Origin of the sequence: Pigmentiphaga soli (assembly GCF_039541095.1) — a bacterium.
Lineage (GTDB): Bacteria > Pseudomonadota > Gammaproteobacteria > Burkholderiales > Burkholderiaceae_B > Pigmentiphaga > Pigmentiphaga soli.
Genome location: NZ_BAABFO010000005.1, coordinates 165,043 through 183,119, shown reverse-complemented (window position 1 = coordinate 183,119; position 18,077 = coordinate 165,043). Strand labels below are relative to the sequence as shown.

The 18,077-nt window shown below is 67.2% G+C and carries 16 protein-coding genes, 1 tRNA gene and 1 pseudogene; 12 read left to right on the top strand and 6 right to left on the bottom strand.

From position 1 onward, the window contains the following. Window positions 1–70 precede the first annotated feature (70 nt). The 3 genes and pseudogenes from scpB to siaA form a co-directional block, all read right to left on the bottom strand. Window positions 71–931, bottom strand: a pseudogene (scpB, locus tag ABD927_RS07220) (SMC-Scp complex subunit ScpB); the annotation flags it as partial. Between the two features lie 438 nt (window positions 932–1,369). Continuing rightward, the gene (locus ABD927_RS07215) at window positions 1,370–1,639 is read right to left on the bottom strand and encodes a DUF1488 family protein (RefSeq protein ID WP_345247790.1); all 270 of its coding nucleotides are present in this window, start codon (window positions 1,637–1,639) and stop codon (window positions 1,370–1,372) included. 143 nt (window positions 1,640–1,782) lie between these two features. Then, entirely contained in the window at window positions 1,783–3,765 is a 1,983-nt protein-coding gene (gene siaA, locus ABD927_RS07210) for a biofilm regulation protein phosphatase SiaA (protein ID WP_345247788.1), read from the bottom strand. A gap of 180 nt (window positions 3,766–3,945) precedes the next feature. Here siaA and siaB point away from each other — a divergent pair, with 180 nt between their 5' ends. From siaB to ABD927_RS07150, 12 genes are all read left to right on the top strand, one after another. Next, window positions 3,946–4,488: a biofilm regulation protein kinase SiaB gene (gene siaB, locus ABD927_RS07205; protein ID WP_345247786.1), complete on the top strand. Its 543-nt coding sequence runs from the start codon at window positions 3,946–3,948 to the stop codon at window positions 4,486–4,488. Window positions 4,489–4,508: 20 nt separating this feature from the next. Continuing rightward, window positions 4,509–4,886: a biofilm regulation phosphoprotein SiaC gene (gene siaC / locus ABD927_RS07200; protein WP_345247784.1), complete on the top strand. Its 378-nt coding sequence runs from the start codon at window positions 4,509–4,511 to the stop codon at window positions 4,884–4,886. A gap of 12 nt (window positions 4,887–4,898) precedes the next feature. Next, window positions 4,899–5,705, top strand: a complete 807-nt coding sequence (siaD, locus tag ABD927_RS07195) for a biofilm regulation diguanylate cyclase SiaD (protein ID WP_345247782.1) — start codon at window positions 4,899–4,901, stop codon at window positions 5,703–5,705. Window positions 5,706–5,823: 118 nt separating this feature from the next. Beyond that, window positions 5,824–5,900 (top strand) — tRNA-Met (locus tag ABD927_RS07190). 358 nt (window positions 5,901–6,258) lie between these two features. Next, a complete protein-coding gene (locus ABD927_RS07185) occupies window positions 6,259–7,386 on the top strand; it encodes an ABC transporter substrate-binding protein (RefSeq protein ID WP_345247780.1) in 1,128 nt (375 codons plus the stop codon). A 23-nt stretch (window positions 7,387–7,409) separates the two neighbouring features. Then, window positions 7,410–9,095 carry an ABC transporter permease gene (locus ABD927_RS07180; protein ID WP_345247778.1) on the top strand — a complete coding sequence of 562 codons (1,686 nt, stop codon included), beginning with the start codon at window positions 7,410–7,412 and terminating at the stop codon, window positions 9,093–9,095. Beyond that, window positions 9,088–10,200, top strand: a complete 1,113-nt coding sequence (locus ABD927_RS07175) for an ABC transporter ATP-binding protein (protein ID WP_345247776.1) — start codon at window positions 9,088–9,090, stop codon at window positions 10,198–10,200. The genes ABD927_RS07180 and ABD927_RS07175 overlap by 8 nt, the downstream gene beginning before the upstream one ends. A gap of 59 nt (window positions 10,201–10,259) precedes the next feature. Continuing rightward, complete coding sequence (locus tag ABD927_RS07170; protein ID WP_345247774.1) at window positions 10,260–11,333, top strand: isocitrate/isopropylmalate dehydrogenase family protein; 1,074 nt, start codon at window positions 10,260–10,262, stop codon at window positions 11,331–11,333. A 65-nt stretch (window positions 11,334–11,398) separates the two neighbouring features. Further along, a complete protein-coding gene (locus ABD927_RS07165) occupies window positions 11,399–12,109 on the top strand; it encodes a GntR family transcriptional regulator (protein ID WP_345247772.1) in 711 nt (236 codons plus the stop codon). Window positions 12,110–12,184: 75 nt separating this feature from the next. After that, window positions 12,185–13,123 (top strand): LysR substrate-binding domain-containing protein, encoded by a 939-nt coding sequence (locus ABD927_RS07160; RefSeq protein ID WP_345247770.1) that lies wholly within the window; start codon window positions 12,185–12,187, stop codon window positions 13,121–13,123. Window positions 13,124–13,281: 158 nt separating this feature from the next. Next, window positions 13,282–14,559: an aconitase/3-isopropylmalate dehydratase large subunit family protein gene (locus tag ABD927_RS07155; protein WP_345247769.1), complete on the top strand. Its 1,278-nt coding sequence runs from the start codon at window positions 13,282–13,284 to the stop codon at window positions 14,557–14,559. Further along, window positions 14,549–15,070: a LeuD/DmdB family oxidoreductase small subunit gene (locus tag ABD927_RS07150; RefSeq protein ID WP_345247767.1), complete on the top strand. Its 522-nt coding sequence runs from the start codon at window positions 14,549–14,551 to the stop codon at window positions 15,068–15,070. The genes ABD927_RS07155 and ABD927_RS07150 overlap by 11 nt, the downstream gene beginning before the upstream one ends. A gap of 99 nt (window positions 15,071–15,169) precedes the next feature. On the opposite strand, the gene ABD927_RS07145 is transcribed toward ABD927_RS07150, so the two are convergent. The 3 genes from ABD927_RS07145 to ABD927_RS07135 all read right to left on the bottom strand — a co-directional run bounded on the left by ABD927_RS07145 (window position 15,170) and on the right by ABD927_RS07135 (window position 17,998). Next, complete coding sequence (locus tag ABD927_RS07145) at window positions 15,170–16,150, bottom strand: Bug family tripartite tricarboxylate transporter substrate binding protein (protein ID WP_345247765.1); 981 nt, start codon at window positions 16,148–16,150, stop codon at window positions 15,170–15,172. A gap of 34 nt (window positions 16,151–16,184) precedes the next feature. After that, on the bottom strand, window positions 16,185–16,979 hold the full coding sequence (locus tag ABD927_RS07140; RefSeq protein WP_345247763.1) for a class II aldolase/adducin family protein: 795 nt from the start codon (window positions 16,977–16,979) through the stop codon (window positions 16,185–16,187). Window positions 16,980–17,128: 149 nt separating this feature from the next. Continuing rightward, the gene (locus tag ABD927_RS07135) at window positions 17,129–17,998 is read right to left on the bottom strand and encodes a pirin family protein (RefSeq protein WP_345247761.1); all 870 of its coding nucleotides are present in this window, start codon (window positions 17,996–17,998) and stop codon (window positions 17,129–17,131) included. Window positions 17,999–18,077: the final 79 nt, after the last annotated feature.

The following is an 18,077-nucleotide window of genomic DNA, read 5'->3' as shown; positions in this document are numbered from 1 at the left end:
GGAATATCGTTCATGTCGGGGAACTGTCGTTCTTGCTGATCTTGTTGGAAAAGTCGCCGTCTTCGTCGTGTTCGCCGCCGGCGGGCATGGGCTCCTGGCCGCCGGCATCGTGCGCGGCATCGCCGGGCTCCTCCGCCGCACCTTCCGCGGGAGAGGCGCCGACGTCGGCGGCTTCCAGTACGACCGTCTCGAGTTCGACGGCTTCAAGGTATTCGATGCTTTCGATCTGGTCAGCGACCTCCGGCGACCGGTCAGCGACCTCCGGCGGTTCGGCGCTTTCGGGCTGTTCCACGCCGCCGGCCTGCATGGCGTCTTCCGGCTGCGGGTCTTCCGCAGCCGCCTCGGCCTGGCTCTCGCCGATCGCCAGCGACAGCGCGTCGGCGCCGTCCTGCGCCATGCCGCTGAGCGCGGCGACCGTCTCGGTCGACTCCAGCGGCGGCAATTCATCCAGCGCCCGCAGCCCCAGGTCGTCCAGGAACTGGCGGGTGGTGCCGAACAGGGCGGGCCGGCCCGGCGCGTCGCGATGGCCGATCACCTCGATCCAGCCGCGGTCCTCCAGCGCCTTGACCACCTGGCTCGACACCGTCACGCCGCGGATCTCTTCGATGTCGCCGCGGGTGACCGGCTGGCGGTACGCGATGATGGCCAGCGTTTCCATCACCGCCCGCGAATACTTGGGCGGCTTCTCGGGGTTGAGCCGTTCCAGATAGGGCCGCATCGACGGCCGGCTCTGGAACCGCCACCCGCCGGCCAGCGCCACCAGTTCCACGCCGCGGCCGGACCACGACTGGTGCAGATCGTCGAGCAGGCTGCGCAGCGTATCGTTGCCGACCTCGTCGGCGAACAGCTTGCGCAGTTCCGACAAGGGCAGCGGTTCCTGCGCGCATAACAGCGCAGTTTCCAGCACGAGTCTTGCCTCGCTGGTGTTCATGAGCGTGCGATCAAACGGGTGTGATCCGTAGGGTGTCCCAATACGGGCTGAAAATTTCTTGGAAGATGTTTCGGCCCTGAAACCGGCCGACCGGCCGGCAGTGCGACGCTGGCGTTGGGCTGGGTGGGCCGCCCTGGCACCGGGATCGTGGCCCGGCGGCGCGGCCCCCAACGGTGGGGCAATTGCCGTGTCGTGCCGCAGCGGAGACAAAAATGCGCGCGGCCTGCCTAGTGTATCCCCAGCAGGCCAATGCTACAAGTGGTAGCCCCTGGCCGGCTTGGGGCGGCCCGGCGCCGGCCTAGTGCCAGCCCCTGGCCATGCAAACGCCTGGACGGCGCTTGCATGGCTGTCCCCCAAGGGGACGCGGCCGCTTGGGGCGGCCCGGCGCCGGCCTATGGCCCGGTGACCGGCACCGGGCCATCGCGTGGGGCCGCTGGGTTACTGACGGAAATCGCCGGTGCCGAGCGGGACGACGCCGCTGGTGGGGGTGCCGCCGGCCTCGGCGGCCACGCTGAGGATCTCGGCCTTGCCGCGCCGGAAGGCCTCGAGCAGGTCTTCTTCGGAGCGGCTGCCGGCGCCGAAGATCTCGGTCAGCGCATCGCCTGAAATCTCGAATTCCTGGGCCTTGCGGCCCTCGAACCGCGCGGTGAAGCGTACCGCGCCGTCCATCACCATGGGCTGCACTTCCTTCGCCAGTTCAGTGCTCATCGTCACCTCCGCAGATGGTTGCATGCCGCGGCCGGGCCGCGGTCTGTCGACTCTAGGCCGGACCTTCGCCATCGTCTATTGGGGTGGATGTAAAGCGCCGTATATGGTGCAACGGATGGTGCGGCCCCGCCGGGGCGCCGGCGCTACACGAAACGGAACGACAGGACGGTAATGTCGTCGCGCTGCGGCCGGCCGCCCTGGTACTCGCTCAACGCGCGATGCAAGGCGTCGGCCTGCAGGGCCAGCGGCAGGTCGGCGATGGAGGCCAGCAGTTCGAGCAGCCGCCGGTTGCCAAAACCGTAGCCGTGCTCGCCCCCGGCCTGGTCGAGGATGCCGTCGGACAGCAGGTAGAAGGTGCGCCCGGCCAGGTCCACTTCCGTGTTGAAGTAGTCGCCAGGGCGCTTTTCGCCCAGCGCCCGGCGGCCGCCCTTGATCTCTTCGATCGACCGGCCGTCGCCTGCGTACAACGACATCTTGGCGCCCGAGAACCGCAGGCGGCCGGCCGCGCGGTCGACATACGCCAGCCCGGCGTCCATATTGGTGGCCAGCGCCCGCGGCAGTTCGGCGTCGCGCAGCATGCCTCGCATCGCCGTATCGGTGGCCGCCAGGATCGCGGCCGGATCGTGCACCCCGGCCTCGTTGATGGCGTGGTCGATGGCCGCGCGCGCCAGCATCGTCATCAGCGCGCCCGGCACGCCGTGGCCGGCGCAGTCCACCACCCCCAGCAGGCAGTTTTCGCCGTCGGCGCGGAAAACGTAGAAATCGCCGCCGACCACGTCGCGCGGATGCCACAGCACGAAATGATGCTCGCCCAGCGACTGCACCATCTGGCGGTTGGGCAGGATCGCCCGCTGGATCAGGCTGGCGTAGTCGATGGAATCCTCCACCGCCTTGTGGGCCGCGGCCATGCGGCGGTTGGCCTCCTCCAGCGCGCGGGTGCGCTCGGCCACCCGGCTTTCGAGCTCTTCGGTATGGGTGCGGACCTTGTCGGCCATGACGCCGAAGGAACGGCTCAGTTCGCCGATCTCGTCGCGGCCGCCGGCCGGCAGCACGGCATCGTAGCGGCCGGCCGAGATCGCCTGCGCGGTCTGCTGCAGGCGGCGCAGCGGCTGCAGCACCAGGCGGTCCACCGCGTAGCCGAAGCCGAGCAGCAGCAATGCCAGCAGCAGGGCCAGCGCGATCAGCGCCGGCTCCAGCCAGCGCATGTCGACGATGTGTGCGACGTTGAAATCGACGATCGTCATCAGGTGCCAGCGCAGCTCGGGCAGGTAGGACAGCACCAGCAGCCGCGGCTCGCCCTGGTAATCAACCCGCAGGTCGAAGGTCTCGCCCGGCCTGGCGCTCGCCTGTTCCATCGCGGCGCGCAGGGCCGCCCGGTCCGCCTCCCGCGGCAATTGCCCGAAAATGGAGCGGCGCGCGGCTTCCTCCGGCGACATCGACTTGTAGGCGATCAGGTCGGGATCGGCGTGGACCTGGATGGCGCCGGCCTCGTCGACGATGACCGGCGTCAGCCCGGCCTCGGCGCCGCCGACGAAATCGCGCAGGAAAGTGGTGAGGTCGAGGCCGGTGCCGACCAGGCCGAGCCGGTCGTCGCCGTCGCGCACCTGGACGTTGAACCAGACCTTGGCCAGCCCGGTGTGCGAATTGACGTCGACCTGGATGGCGTACGGCGCAGGGTCGCGCAGGCCTTCGAAAAACCAGGCGTCCTTGGGCTCGGACCGGCTCAGCCGGTAGCGGCCGCGCTGGGCGTCGGCGACATTGCCGTCGTTGAAATAGTAATCGGGGCCGCCGTCGATCACGAAATAGGAATGGTCGCGGAAATCGTGCCGGTACCCTTCCGCCTCGCGGAAAAACCGCTCGCGCTTCTCTGGGTTGGCGGAATCTCGCAGCCAGTCGCGCGTGACGGTAGAATCCGCCAGCCGCTGGGACAGCGCCAATTCCCGCAGGATCGGCGTCAGCAGTTTTTGCCGGTTCAACAGCGTGGTGTTGCGGGCGTAGGCGAGCCCGAAATGATCCCGTACCGCCGAAATGCCCTGCCAGGCCACGAGGACGGCCGGAATCAACGCAAGCACGCAAACCAGCAGCAGCGCAACCAGCGACTTGCCGCGCAATCCCAGCATCGCCATGCCGGCCCCCTCCGTAAAAGCAATGCCGTCGATTATTCGCGAAGCGTGGATTGTGCCTTTGCAGCATGCGGGATGCAATGTTCGTGCGCGCCGGCCACCGCGCAAACGCGCACTGGCGCCGCCATGCGAGGTATGCTACGGGAGCAAAGGCAAGCGCGCCTGCGCTTCAACGGAGCCGTAATGGATTCGATCGACCTCTTCGCCCTGCGCGAAACCTTCAACCAGCAGCGCATCATGCTCTGCTTCAATGGCCCGATCTCGCGCAGCCTGATCGAGGAAATCGGCAACGCGTTGAAGAAATACCTGCAGGCCGAGCACGTCCAGCCCTCATCCGCAATGGACGTATTCGGAACCTATATCGAAATGACCCAGAACATCCGCCATTACGCCATCCTGCACGGCTACGGCGAACACGAGGCCGCCGCCACGGTAGTGGTGGCGCGCGACGAGGAAGGCCGCTACGTGGTTTCGGCGGGCAATCTGGTCGAGCTCGAAGACGGCCGCAGCCTGATGGACCGCATCCAGGCGTTGGCCAAACTCGACAAGGCGCAGTTGAAGGCCAGCTACAAGGAACAGCTGCGCAAGCCGCGCGACGCCTCGGCCAGCAGCGGCGCCGGACTGGGCCTGATCGACATCGCCCGCAAGGCCAGCGAGCCGCTGGCCGCCACGTTGCGCGAAGTTCACAATGGCCGCGCGTTCTTCAGCCTGCGCGCCATCATTTGAAGCTAGGACATACACGCAGCATGAGCAAACTGACCATCTCGGGCTCCCAGTCCACGCCCACCATCGAAGGCGATTGGGACACGGGCGTGTTGAGCATGCAGGGCGATTCGTACCCCGAAAATTCGTACGACCTCTACAACCAGGTCATCGAGTGGGTCGAACGTTTCCTGGCCGACGCCCAGCGCCCGCTCACCCTCGAGCTGAGCCTGCTCTACCTGAACACCAGCAGCATCCGCGCGGTCATGGATATTTTCGATCTGCTGGAAGACGCGCATCGCAGCGGCGGCCAGGTGGCCGTGAACTGGCACTACGACCGCCGCAACGAACGGGTGGCAGAGCTGGCCGAGGAATTCAAGGAAGATTGCACGTTCCCGTTCGCCATCGTGCCCCACGACTGAGCGCGCTGCGCCATGAGCCGAGACCAACGGACCCTTGCCCGCGAGATCGGGCAATTGCTGGCAGATCCGGCCCATGCCGACAATCCCCTGCGCCCGGCACTGGCGCAGCTGTGGCAGGCACACGAAGCCCAGCAGATGCGGCTGGAGCGCGTCACCCATCTGTCCGACGCCTACCAGATGCTGGCGCGCGACCGCGAGAACGCGCTGGGGGAGCGGTTCACCAAGCATATGCGGCGGCTGGAGAAGCTGGCCCGCATTTCCGACCGCTACCAGCAGATGATGCAGGACATGAACCTGGCGCTGAACGAGGCCTCGCACCGCGACGTGCTCACCGGCCTGGGCAATCGCCGCTTGCTGATCGAACGGCTCAAGCAGGAAACCGTGCGCGCGGCGCGCACCGGCCAGCCCTACTCGCTGGCGATGCTCGACGTGGACAACTTCAAGCAGGTCAACGATACCTACGGGCACGAGATGGGCGACCAGGTGCTGATCGAGATCGGCACCGCCGTGCAGATGGAGTTGCGCGAATCCGACCTCGGTGGCCGCTGGGGCGGCGAGGAGTTCCTGCTCATCCTGCCCGCCACGTCGGGGCCGGCGGCCATGCAAGTGGCCGAACGCGTACGAACGAGCATCCACAACCTTGTGGTGCGCTCCGGCACCCAGGCCGTGCCGGTCAGCGCCAGTATCGGCGTCAGCACGCACAGCGCCGGCGAAGACTTCTCCCACACCGTGAGCCGCGCCGACGCCGCGCTGCTCGAAGCCAAACGCAGCGGCCGCGATCGCGTCGTCTATGCCGACGACGATACCCAGGGAGCCTGATGCGGGTCCGAGGCATCGTTTTCGGCCTCCCCGTGGTGCGCAATGCCACGTTGAAGAACCGAAGTGGTGCTTCGGTTTGCATTCTTCTTACAGTCTGGCTATAATTCTTTTCTCCAGACGCGGGGTGGAGCAGTCTGGCAGCTCGTCGGGCTCATAACCCGAAGGTCACAGGTTCAAATCCTGTCCCCGCAACCAGACCCCAGAATCAAGGCCGGCCGCCACAAGCAGCCGGCCTTGTTCGTTTTGCGCCTGCATCTTGATGCCTTGCATCGCGGAATCGGGTGGTCCACCTGCCGTTTCGGTCCACCTGCTGCTTCGGTCCACCTGCCGTTTCCCATTCCCCTATTCCCTGCCGCCTATCCCGATAGCCAGCGGCCACCCCCGCACGCCGCGCACGGTTCGGCCCCGCCCGGGGCCGGCCTTCCTCGCCGTTCGCCGTATATCGCATACGTTGACGAAGATTAAGGTATACCGTACTGTATCCTCTCGGCATACAGCCGTGGAGCCGTCCCGCCAGTGGACAGCCCAAGCCACCATATCGGAGGAGACAGTCATGAGAGAGATCCGCATCCGCGCACTGCTCGATCATCGTAAAACCCTGGGCGGCGTGGTTGGCGCCGCGCTGCTGGCCTCGGCGGGTGCGGTATTCGCCCAGGTCCCCGACGGCTATCCGGCCGACTACACGAACATCGCCAATGCGGCGAAGAAGGAAGGCAAGGTCGTCATCTATACCTCGACCGACCTCAGCCAGGTCAACCAGCTCAAGGCTGCCTTCGAGAAGCGCTATCCGGGCGTCTCCATCGAATTCAACGACCTCGGCACCAGCGGCACCTACAACCGCATCATCTCCGAGGCCGCGGCAGGCCAGACTGCCGCCGATCTGGCCTGGACCAACGCCATGGACCAGCAGATCAAACTGGTGGCCGACGGCTATGCGCAGCCCTACAAGTCGCCGGAGTCGAAGAACCTTCCCGACTGGGCGATCTACGAAAACACGGCCTACGGCACTACCGTCGAGCCGCTCACGCTCGGCTACAACACCGCGCTGATGAAGAAGGAAGACGTGCCGAAGACCCGCGCGGCGCTGACCAAGTACATCAACGACAACGCCCAGGCCCTCAACGGCAAGGTCGCGACCTTCGATCCCGAGAAAGTGGGCTCGGGCTTCCTGTTCCATACCTATGACCTGAAGCACCTCGGCAACAGCTTCTGGGACCTGGCCAAGGCGTTCGGCAAGGCAAACGGGCGGCTCTATTCCAGCACCGGCCAGCTCCGCGAGAAACTCGTGTCCGGGGAACACATCCTCGTGTTCAACCTGATCGGGTCCTACGCGCTCGATTGGGCCAAGACCAGCCCGACGCTCGGCGTGGCCTTCACGGAAGACTACACCCAGACCTTCTCGCGGCCGCTGTTCATCACCAAGGACGCGCCCCATCCGAACGCTGCGCGGCTGTTCCTCGATTTCATCCTGTCGAAGGACGGGCAGCGCGCCATGGCCCAGGGCGGCATCCCCTCGATCCGCAACGATGTCGGCGATGGCGTGCTTTCGATCAAGCAGCTCGATGAAATGGCCCACGGCCACCTCGTGCCGATCCACATCGACGCGGCGCTGCTCGAGTATCAGGAGCCGAAGAAGCGCACCGAATTCCTGCGTACCTGGAACAAGGCCATCGGCCGCTGAGCGCCGGTAGCGGAGGCTTCCCCATGGTCCGCGTCGACAAGGACGAGGCCGCGCGCAGCGTGATCGTCGCCATGCTGGTGGCGACGATCATGATGCCCGTCGGGCTGATCGTCTATCAAAGCCTGCTCGATCAGCCCTTCTTCTCACCGCGCGCGGCATTCGGCTGGAGCGCCTATCTCTACATCTTCCAGGATCCGATCTTCTGGCAAGCCCTCGGCACGACCATCCTGCTGTCCGTGGGCATGGTGGTGATCGCCGTCCCGCTCGGCGCCGGGCTCGCCTTCCTGCTCACCCGCACCGATCTCAAGGGCCGGCGCTGGTTCGAATCGCTCGTCCTCGTGCCGATCTTCATCTCCTCGATCGTGCTGGCCTTCGGCTACACGGTATCGGTCGGCCCGTCCGGCTTCGTCAGCCTCGCGCTGCGCCCGCTGTTCGGCGACGTGCCGTGGAATCTCTATTCGCTGCCCGGGTTGATCATTGCCGCCGGGCTCAGCCACGTGCCGCACGTCTACCTCTACGTGTCGACGGCGATGAAGAATATCGCCTCCGACCAGGAGGAAGCGGCGCGCACCGCGGGCGCCGGCACCTGGCGGGTGATGACCACGGTCACCCTGCCCCTGGTCATGCCGGCCATCGTGTTCAGCGCCGCGCTCAACGTCCTGCTGGGCTTCGAGCTGTTCGGCCTGCCGCTGATCCTGGGCGACCCGAGCGGCATCGTGGTGCTCACCACCTACATCTACAAGCTGACCACCCTGCTCGGCGTGCCGTCGTATCAGCTCATGGCGGCCGTCACGGTGGTGCTGATCGTGCTGACGCTGCCGCTGGTGCTGATGCAGCGCCGGTTCCTGCGCCGCGGGCGCAGCTTCGCCACGGTCGGCGGCAAGGGCGGCCGGGTGAACCTCATCCGCCTCGGCACGCGCGGCCAGGTCGTCGCGCTGACCCTTCTCTGCCTGTGGCTCATCGTGGCGGTGATCCTGCCCATCGGCGGCATCGCCCTGCGAGCCTTCGTCAGCGCCTGGGGCATGGGCATCAACCCGTTCAACTATCTGACGCTGGCCAATTTCGGCAATCTGCTCGACGTCCCCTCGCTGACGCGCGGTATCGTCAACACCATCCTGCTGTCGACCATCGGCGGCGGCATAGCGGTCATCGTCTACACCGTGGTGGCGCTGGCCGGGCACCGCTGGAAGGGCCTGGGCGCGGCCGCGCTCGACTATTCGGTGCTGCTGCCGCGCGCGCTGCCGGGGCTGATCATCGGCCTCGCCTTTTTCTGGGTGTTCCTGTTCGTCACGCCGTTGCGGCCGATCCGCACCACGCTGATCGCGCTGCTCATCGCCTACACCATCGTCGGCCTGTCCTACGGGTTGCGCCTGATCCAGGCCACGCTGCTGCAGATCGGCCCCGAACTGGAAGAGGTCGCGCGCACCACCGGCGCGCGCATGATGCGCGTACGGCGCGACATCCTCATCCCCTTGATCCGGCCCGGCCTCGTCGGCGCATGGGTGCTGATCATCATCATCTTCCTGCGGGAATATTCGACCGGCGTCTATCTGATGGGCGCGGGGACCGAGGTGATCGGCTCGCTCATCGTCGGGCTGCTCGCCACGGGCGCCGTCGACACCGTCGCCGCCCTCTCGCTCATCAGCATCGTTCTCACCGCGATCGGCCTGTTCGTGGCCATGCGGCTAGGAGTGCGCGTCCATGACTGAACTGATCGTCCATAACGTCCACAAGAAGCTCGGCAACGTGCAGGTGCTTGCGGGCGCGTCATTTACCGCCGGGCGCGGCGAGATCGTGGCGCTGTTGGGCGCCTCGGGCAGCGGCAAGACCACGCTGCTGCGCTCGATTGCCGGTCTCGAGCAGCCCGAGGCCGGCCGCATCGAGATCGGCGGCAAGCCGGTATTCGACAGCGCGAAGAACATCTGCCTCGCGCCAGAGGAGCGGGAAATCGGGCTGGTGTTCCAGTCTTACGCGCTATGGCCGCACAAGACCGTGTTCGAGAACGTCGCCTATGGACTCAGGCTACGCGGCGTCGGCAACAAGGAATGCACCGGACGGGTGCACACCATACTGGAGCGGCTCGGGCTCGGCCATCTCGCCGACCGCTTCCCCAACCAGCTCTCGGGCGGGCAGCAACAGCGCGTAGCCCTGTGCCGGGCACTGGTCTACAACCCCAAGGTCCTGCTGCTCGACGAGCCGCTGTCGAATCTCGACGCCAAGCTGCGCGAGGAGGCCAGGTTCTGGATCCGCCAGCTGATCCTGCAGTTCCAGATCTGCGCCGTCGTGGTGACGCACGACCAGGCCGAGGCGCTGGTCATGTCGGACCACGTGCTGCTGCTCTCGGACGGCAACATCGTGCAGTCGGGCACGCCGCAGGAAATCTACCATCGGCCGGCGACGCTGTTCTGCGCGCAATTCATGGGCACCAACAACCTGCTGGACGGGCAGGCCAAGCGCGAAGGGAGCGAAGGGAGCGAATGGTCGATCGCCGGCGAGGGCTGGTCGCTGCGTGCCGAGCCGCGACAGCAGATCGACGACGGCCAGCCGGCGACGGCCGTGATCCGCGTCGAGCGCGTTTCCATCACCGACCAGCCGGGCCCCAACCGGCTGCGCATGGAAATCGAAGGCGCGGCTTATATGGGCGAACACTGGGAATATCTGCTCGGCAACGGCAGGCTGAAGCTGCGCGCGCGCAGCCCCGTCGAGCTGCCGCCGGGCGGCGTCTGGTGCGAACTGCCGCCCGGGCACTTGTGGATTTATCCCCGCAATCCCAACGCCGAGCCGGCATCCCCGCTCGCCATCGCGGCCGAATAGCCACGCCACACCTCCAGCGCCGCCGCCACCGGCGGTGCCTTCCATTCAAAGGAACACATATGAAACTGGCAGTCCTTCCCGGTGACGACATCGGACCGGAAATCGTCGATGCCGCGCTCGGCGTTCTCCAGGCCGTATCCGGCGCATTCGGCCTGGGCCTCGAATACGACGTCCACGAAGTCGGCATGGCGTCCTGGCGGAAAATCGGCACGACGCTGCATCCCGACGTGGTCGAGGCGGCCAGGCGCGCGGACGGCGTGGTGCTCGGCCCGGCCGGCATGACCGCCTACCCGCCGGCGAGCGACGGCGGCCTCAACATCCCCGGCACCATCCGCAAGCAGCTCGACCTGTTCGCCAATCTGCGGCCGGCGCGCTCGCGCCCCGGCGTGCCGAAGGCGCATCCGGGCCTGGACATCCTCATCGTGCGCGAGAACACCGAGGGCTTCTACGCCGACCGCACCATGTTCCTGGGCTATGGCGAGTTCATGCCGACGCCGGACGTGGCGATGTCGGTGCGCAAGGTCACCGCCGCGGCGTCGCGGCGCATCGCCAAGGTCGCTTTCGAGATGGCGGCGCAGCGGCGCGGCAAGGTAACCTCGGTCGGCAAGCGGCACGTGCTGCAGATGACCGACGGCCTGTTCATGCGAGAGGCCGAGGCCGAGGCGGCGCTGCATCCCGAGGTCGAATACCTGGAGGTCGACGTCGACGCCATGGCCGCCGACCTGTACTCCCGGCCCGAGCGTTATGATGTCCTGCTCACCACCAACATGTTTGGCGACATCCTGTCGAACCAGGCGGTCGCGCTCTCGGGCGGGCTGGGCCTGGCCGCGGCGCTGAACGTCGGAGCGCAGCATGCCGCCGCCAATGCCGGCCATGGCTCGGCGCCCGACATTGCCGGGCGCGGCATCGCCAATCCGACCGGCATCATCCTGTCCTCGGCCATGCTGCTGCGCTGGCTCGGCCAGCGCCATGAGCGCGAGGAATACGGTGCGGCGGCCCTCGCCATCGAATCCGCGGTCGACAAATGCCTCGGCGACGCGGGTTCGCGCACCGGCGATCTCGGCGGCCGCATCGATACCGCGGGCTTCGCCCGGGCAGTATGCGCAAACCTTCAGGCCCGGCCGGCCACTTGACGCCGGGCGGCGCCCGGTGCGGCCTGTCGTGTATGATCGTCTGCCTTTCGGAGCCATGAGCAGGAATGAATCCGGCCACTACCAAGGAGAAGGCCCCCGATCCGCTTCCGGAGGGGGGTGGGCAGACCAACGCCGCATCCGCCTATGCCATCATCAAGGCGCGCATCCTTGATAACACCTATGGCCCGGGCACGACTGTGACGGTGCAGGAACTGGTCGGCGAACTGGACATGAGCCGCACGCCCATCCGCCAGGCCCTGATCCGGCTCGAGCAGGAGCGCTTCGTCGAGATTACGCCCCGCCACGGTTTCCGCGTGCTGCCGCTGAAACCGGACGAAATGCTGAACATCTACCAGCTGATGGCGGGTCTCGAATGCATCGCGATCGCCCTCGCCCTGGCCCGGGGCCTGACCGAAACGGAAACCGCCCGACTGCGCGAAACGGGGCGTGCCATGCAGAAGGCGCTCGAAGAAGACGACCTCGACGCCTGGTCGGCCGCCGACGCCAGCTTCCACCGGATGCTGGTGGACCTGTGCGGCAACGACCTGCTGCGCCAGGCGGCGCTCGGCCACACGGAACAGATCTGGCGGGCGCGAGACCTTACCCTGCTGCTGCGCCGCCGCCCCGTGCAGTCGACCCGCAGCCATTGCGACACGATCGAGGCGATGGCGGCCGGCGACACGGCCCGCGCCGTCTGCACCCACTGGCAGCAACGCAACCGCAGCGGGACCGAGCTCACCGAGATCCTCACCCGGTTGAATATACGTCACCTTTGAGGGCGTGGCCGGTCGTTTCCCCAGTTCCACAGACGTCGCGTTGGCTCTATAACCATGTCTGAACGGAGGCCGGAAATGAAGCTCCAGCAACTCAGATACGTCGTGGAAATCGTCCGCCAGGGCAACCATCTTTCCGCTGCCGCGGAAGCGCTCAATACGTCGCAGCCGGGGGTCAGCCGGCAGATCCAGCTGCTGGAGCAGGAGCTGGGGTTCGACATTTTCGTGCGCACCCGCAACCGCATCGTCGACCTGACGGAGCCGGGCCGGCGGGTGCTGGAGATCGCGCAGCGCATGCTGGGCGACATGTCGGCGCTGCGGTCGCTGAAGGAAGAGATCAGCATGCCCAGGGGCGGCACGCTCACGGTGGGGGTAACGCATACGCTGGCGCGCTACGTGCTGCCGCCGGCGGTGGAAAAATTCCTCAACGCCCATCCCGACGTCCATCTGATCCTGCGGCGCGGCGATCCGGAAGAGATCTGCAAGATGGTGGAAGCCGGCGAGGCCGATTTCTCGATCGGCGCGCAAACGATGAACCAGTTCCCCGAGCTGGTGACCCTGCCCTGTTTCGAATTGCCCCGGTCGATCATCGCCAAGACCGGACACCCGATCCTGGATGCGCCCGAACTCACGCTGGCCGACGTGGCCGCGCAGCGGATGATCGCCTACGACACCCACTACAGCGGCCAGTGGCAGGTGATGAACGTATTCGGCCACGCCCGGCTGCCCGTCAACGTGGTGCTGAGCGCGATCGACGGCGATGTCTGCAAGAGCTATGTCGCGATGGGGCTGGGCGTCGCGATCATGACGGCAGTGGCCTACGATCCGGAGCGCGACATCGGCATCGGCATGCGCGATGCCAGCAAGCTATTCCCGCCCAGCATCATCAACCTCACGCTGAAGCCGAACGGCAACATGCGCCCGTACATGTTCGACTTCATCGCCCTGGTCGCGCCCCAGCTCACGCCGAAGGTGGTGAAGACGGCCATGAAGAGCCGCCTCGCGCGCGCAGCGTAGAGGCCCCCCTACGCGCGGGAGTCATGCCGGGAACGCATCGCAGGATAGCAACTCGGTATGTGAAATCCTCCGGCCGCCCCTCTATCATCTTGCGATCCGGGCGCAAGGCCGCGGCAAGGCCGCGGCGCGCAGGAATCCCGGGATACAGGAGGAGGTTGATGGGACAAACAATGGTCGAAAAACTGTTCTCGCGCAAGAGCGCCGGGAACACGCCGGCCGTGGCGGGGCAGATCGTCACCGCGAAGCTCGACGGCATCATGTGCGACTACAAGTTCGGCACGGTCAATGTCAATGCGCAGAAGGCGGGCTTCCCGGAAGGCGTGCCCTTCGTCTGGGACCGCGACCGCGTCTTCATCCTCGGCGACCATCACCAGCCGGCGCCGAGCCAGAAGCTGGCCGACAACAACCTCGAGGTCCGCCGCCACGTCGAACGGCTGGGCATCCGCACCTTCCACGACGCGGAGCCCGGCATTTCGCACCAGATGGTGATCGACTACAAGCTCGTCAAGCCGGGCGACCTGGTGGTCGCCAACGACTCGCACGCGGTGGGCTATGGCGCGCTGAACGCGGCAGGCACCGGCATTTCCGGCATCGAGGCCGTCTATGCGCTGATGTACGGCGAGCTGTGGTTCCAGGTGCCGCACTCGATCAAGCTCAACATCCGCGGCAAGGTGCCGGACTACCCGATCGGCAAGGACATCATCCTCTACCTGGCCGGCAAGCTGGGCGATGATTTCGCCAACGGCCTGTCGATGGAAGTGGGCGGCCCGTCGGCCTCGGCGCTGAGCATGGACGACCGCCTGTGCATCGCCACCCACGGCCTGGAAGTAGGCGCCAAGTTCACGCTGTTCGAGTACGACGAGCTGACCGACACCCTGCTCGGCCCCGAGCAGCGCGCCGCCATGCAGCCGCTGGTGGCCGACGCCGACGCGGTCTACCAGAAAGTGATCGACGTCGACCTCGACACGATGCCCTTCGTCGTGGCCAAGCCGCACCAGTTCGGCAATGTGGTGCCGATCGGCGAAGCCCGCGGCGTGAAGATCAACCAGGCGCAGATCGGCTCCTGTGCCAACGGCCGCTTCGAAGACATCGAGATCGCCGCCCGCGTGCTGCGCGGCCGCAAGGTGGCGCCGGGGGTCCGTTTCATCATCTCGCCGTCGACGCAGTCGGTGTACCTGCGCAGCCTGCTGGCCGGGCACATCGCCGCGCTGGTCGATGCCGGCGCCCAGGTGGTGACGCCGGGCTGCGGTATCTGCCAGCCGATGGTCGGCTACATGTCGGGGGGCGAGGTATGCATCACGTCGACCACCCGCAATTACCGGGGCAGGAAGGGCAGCACCGATGCGCAGCTCTATCTGGGTGGGCCGCTGAGCGTGGCCGCCGCCGCCGTGGCAGGCGAGATTGTCGATCCGAGGGAGGTGTTCGATGGCATTTGATTTCGACGGCGTCGTGGCGGGCCGGGTCTGGTGTTTCGGGGACTCGATCGATACCGACGTGATCTATCCGTATTACCGCTATCCGAGCGAAGCCGAGGTGCGCAAGCACACGATGGAAGCGGTCAATCCCGAGTTTCCGCTCCAGGTCAAGGAAGGCGACCTGCTGGTGGCCGGCCGCAACTTCGGCTGCGGCTCGTCGCGGCCGGGCAACATCCTGTTCGACGTCGGCATCGCCGCGGTGGTGGCCGAGTCGTTCTCGCGGCTGTTCTTCCGCAACTGCGTTTCGCAGGGACTGCCGCTGTTCGTGGCGCCGGGCATCAGCACGCTGGTGAAGACGGGCGACACGCTGGAAATCGACTACCCCAACGGGCGGCTGGTCAACCGCGGGACCGGCAAGCAATTGCCGCTGCAGACCTATCCGCCGATGGTGGAAGGGATCTACCAGGCCGGCGGCATCCTGCAGCTGGCCAAGCGCCGCTACGACGAAGAACGGGCGGCGGGCCAGCGCTAAACCCCGCCACGCCGCGCGCCTCCGGGCGCGGCACGCCGGACCCGAAGACCCGGGCCGGCGGCTGCCGGCTCGCCGCGTCCTCGGGACCGGGATCCTACCTCATGCCTGGGTAATCCCCGCCTTCTTCAGTATCGGCACCCACTGGCCGATTTCGTCCTTCACATACTGCGTGAACGCCTCGGGTGACGCGCTGGGCGCGGGGAAGGTGCCGTCCTTGCTCAGCCCTTCGACGATGTCCGGCATGGCCATCACCTTGGCCAGCTCGCGATTGATCCGCTGCGCGATCGGCGCCGGCGTGCCGGCCGGCAGCGACAGGCCATACCACAGCACGAATTCGAAGCCGGGCAGCGTTTCGGCCACGGTGGGCACGTCGGGCGCATAGGGCACGCGCTTGGCGCTGGTGACGGCCAGCGCCCGCAGCTGGCCGTTGCGCACGTAGGGCAGCGCGCCCGAGCCGGTCATCGTGAGCTGCAGCCGGCCGCCCAGCAGGTCGGGCAGCGATCCCGACGAGCCCTGGTACGGCACGTGGGTGAGCTCGACGCCCGCCGCCGAGGCGAAATAGGCGGTGGCGATGTGGCCGCCGCTGCCCACGCCGGCGGTGCCGTAGTTGAGCTTGCCCGGATGGGCCTTGGCGTAGGCGATGAACTCAGGCAGCGTCTTGACCGGCAGCGATGGGTTGACCACCAGCAGCATCGGCACGGTGGCGATCTCGGCCACGTGGGTGAAGTCTTTCAGCGGGTCGTACGACAGCTTAGGGTATAGCGCGATGTTGAAGATCAACGTGTTGTTGTTGACCATCAGCCATGTATAGCCGTCGGGCTCGGCGCGGGCCACGGCGGCCGTGCCGATGGCGCCGCCGGCGCCGGTGCGGTTGTCGACCACGATGGGCTGGCCCAGCAGCGGCGACAGCTTCTGCGCGATGTTGCGGGCGATCACGTCGGCGCTGCCGCCGGCGGCGAACGGCAGCACGAAACGGATCGGCTTGGACGGCCACGTGTCCTGCGCGGCCGCGCCGCGCGCGAAGGCCGCCGCGGCCGGCGCCGCCGCGGCGGCCAGCATTGCCCTGCGTCTGGTAAGCATCTCCCCTCCCGGGTGTGGTGTGATCGTGTCGCGTTCAGGTTCTATACGCGGTGCCGCGTTCGCGCTCGAGCTTGCGCAGCAGCGGCGGCCAGGAGCGCGGGCCGTATTCGGCGTGGCCGCCAGGGCCGAGGATCTTTGTGCCCTGGGCGGCGGTGCGTTCCACGGCCTTGTCCGACAGCCAGTTCAGCTCGCGCCCGCCAGCCAGGCCGTCGACCTGGTAGCGGCAGGCGTCTTCCAGGCGCTTCATGAACATGAAGGCCTCGGGGATGCTGCGGCCGGCGGTCAGCGCGCCGTGGTTGCGCAGGATCACCACGCGCCGGCCGGGCGGGAAGGCCCGGGCCATGCGTTCGCGCTCGTCCAGGTCGAGCGCGGCGCCTTCGTAGTCGTAGTAGCCGAGGAAGTCGCGCAGCATCAGCGCCTTCTGCGTGAGCGGCAGCAGGCCGTCCTTCTGCATCGCGATCGCGTTGTTGGCGCGGGTGTGGGTATGCAGCACGCAGGTCAGCTCGGGCCGCGCCATGTGGATGGCGCTGTGGATCACGAAGCCGGCCGGGTTGATCGGGTCGGAGCGGCCGTCGAGCACCTTGCCGTCGACGTCGACCTTGATCAGCGACGAGGCGGTGATCTCGTCGAAGAACATGCCGTAGGGATTGAGGAGGAAATGCTCGGTGCCGGGCACGCGGGCCGAAATGTGCGTGCCGGCCAGGTCGGACATGCCGTACAGGTCGACCAGCTGGTAACAGGCGGCGAGGTCGCAGCGGGTCTGCCATTCCTCGGCCGACATCGCGGCGGGGGCCGCCTGGCGTTCCGGCACTGCGGTGGTGGTGCTCATGGTGTCTCCTTCCATGCCGGCGCCCGGAGGCAGCGCCGCGTGGCGAAACGCTGCTGCCGGGGCCTTATTCGTTCACCGTGTTTTTTGCATATTTATTCATAGAAATGCAATCGTGGCAAGGGCGGCCCGCCGCAACGGGCCCCCGCCTTTCAGACCGCCGCACGGACGCCGAACCGGCCGCTGTTGAAGTCGTCGATCGCCTGCACGATCTCTTCGCGGCTGTTCATCACGAACGGGCCGTAGCCGACGATGGGCTCGTCGATCGGCTCGCCGCTGAGCACCAGCACGACGGCGTCGCCGTTGGCCTCCAGCTCCAGGCCTTCGCCGTCGCGCCCCAGCACCGCGAGCTGCGCCTCGCGCACCACGCTTTCGCCGTTGAGCAGCACCGTGCCGCGCAGCACCACGACGGCGGCGGCGCGGTCGGCCGGCGCCGGCAGCCGGGCCACGCCGCCGCGCCGCAGGCGCAGGTCCCAGACGTCCATCGGCGTGAAGGTGCGGGCCGGGCCGCGGGCGCCCTGCAATTGGCCTGCGATCACGCGCGCCGTGCCGGCCCCGTCGGCCAACTCGACCGCGGGGATCTGCGCGTCCAGGATAGCCTGGTAGCCGGGCTCGGCCATCTTGTGGCGGGCCGGCAGGTTGACCCACAGCTGCACCATTTCCAGGTCGCCGCCGCTGCGGCCGAAGGACTCGGAATGGAATTCCTCGTGCAGGATGCCGGCGCCGGCGGTCATCCATTGCACATCGCCCGGGCCGATCACGCCGCCTTGCCCGGTGGAGTCGCGGTGCGCGACCTCGCCGCCATAGACGATGGTGACCGTCTCGAAACCGCGGTGGGGGTGGCTGCCCACGCCTCGGCGCGCGGCCGTCGGCTCGAAATGCGCCGGGCCGGCGTAGTCCAGCAGCAGGAAGGGGCTGAGCTCGCGGCCGAGCCCATCGTAGGTGAACAGCGAGCGCACGGGAAAGCCGTCTCCCACCCAGTGGGGACGGGGCGCGCTGTGGATGCCCAGGATCGGTTTCATTGACGGAGTCCTCTCATCGGCCCGGCGATGCGCCGGCGCCTCATCGCAGCAAACATGGGGGCGATCTGCCCGATTCCTA

Coding starts and splice junctions, on each gene's coding strand:
- ABD927_RS07185 (WP_345247780.1), top strand. CDS start 6,259: ATGAGAGAGATCCGCATCCGCGCACTGCTCGATCATCGTAAAACCCTG.
- ABD927_RS07180 (WP_345247778.1), top strand. CDS start 7,410: ATGGTCCGCGTCGACAAGGACGAGGCCGCGCGCAGCGTGATCGTCGCC.
- ABD927_RS07150 (WP_345247767.1), top strand. CDS start 14,549: ATGGCATTTGATTTCGACGGCGTCGTGGCGGGCCGGGTCTGGTGTTTC.
- siaD (WP_345247782.1), top strand. CDS start 4,899: ATGAGCCGAGACCAACGGACCCTTGCCCGCGAGATCGGGCAATTGCTG.
- ABD927_RS07170 (WP_345247774.1), top strand. CDS start 10,260: ATGAAACTGGCAGTCCTTCCCGGTGACGACATCGGACCGGAAATCGTC.
- ABD927_RS07155 (WP_345247769.1), top strand. CDS start 13,282: ATGGGACAAACAATGGTCGAAAAACTGTTCTCGCGCAAGAGCGCCGGG.
- ABD927_RS07215 (WP_345247790.1), bottom strand. CDS start 1,639: ATGAGCACTGAACTGGCGAAGGAAGTGCAGCCCATGGTGATGGACGGC.
- ABD927_RS07145 (WP_345247765.1), bottom strand. CDS start 16,150: ATGCTTACCAGACGCAGGGCAATGCTGGCCGCCGCGGCGGCGCCGGCC.
- siaA (WP_345247788.1), bottom strand. CDS start 3,765: ATGGCGATGCTGGGATTGCGCGGCAAGTCGCTGGTTGCGCTGCTGCTG.
- ABD927_RS07165 (WP_345247772.1), top strand. CDS start 11,399: ATGAATCCGGCCACTACCAAGGAGAAGGCCCCCGATCCGCTTCCGGAG.
- ABD927_RS07160 (WP_345247770.1), top strand. CDS start 12,185: ATGAAGCTCCAGCAACTCAGATACGTCGTGGAAATCGTCCGCCAGGGC.
- ABD927_RS07135 (WP_345247761.1), bottom strand. CDS start 17,998: ATGAAACCGATCCTGGGCATCCACAGCGCGCCCCGTCCCCACTGGGTG.
- ABD927_RS07140 (WP_345247763.1), bottom strand. CDS start 16,979: ATGAGCACCACCACCGCAGTGCCGGAACGCCAGGCGGCCCCCGCCGCG.
- siaC (WP_345247784.1), top strand. CDS start 4,509: ATGAGCAAACTGACCATCTCGGGCTCCCAGTCCACGCCCACCATCGAA.
- siaB (WP_345247786.1), top strand. CDS start 3,946: ATGGATTCGATCGACCTCTTCGCCCTGCGCGAAACCTTCAACCAGCAG.
- ABD927_RS07175 (WP_345247776.1), top strand. CDS start 9,088: ATGACTGAACTGATCGTCCATAACGTCCACAAGAAGCTCGGCAACGTG.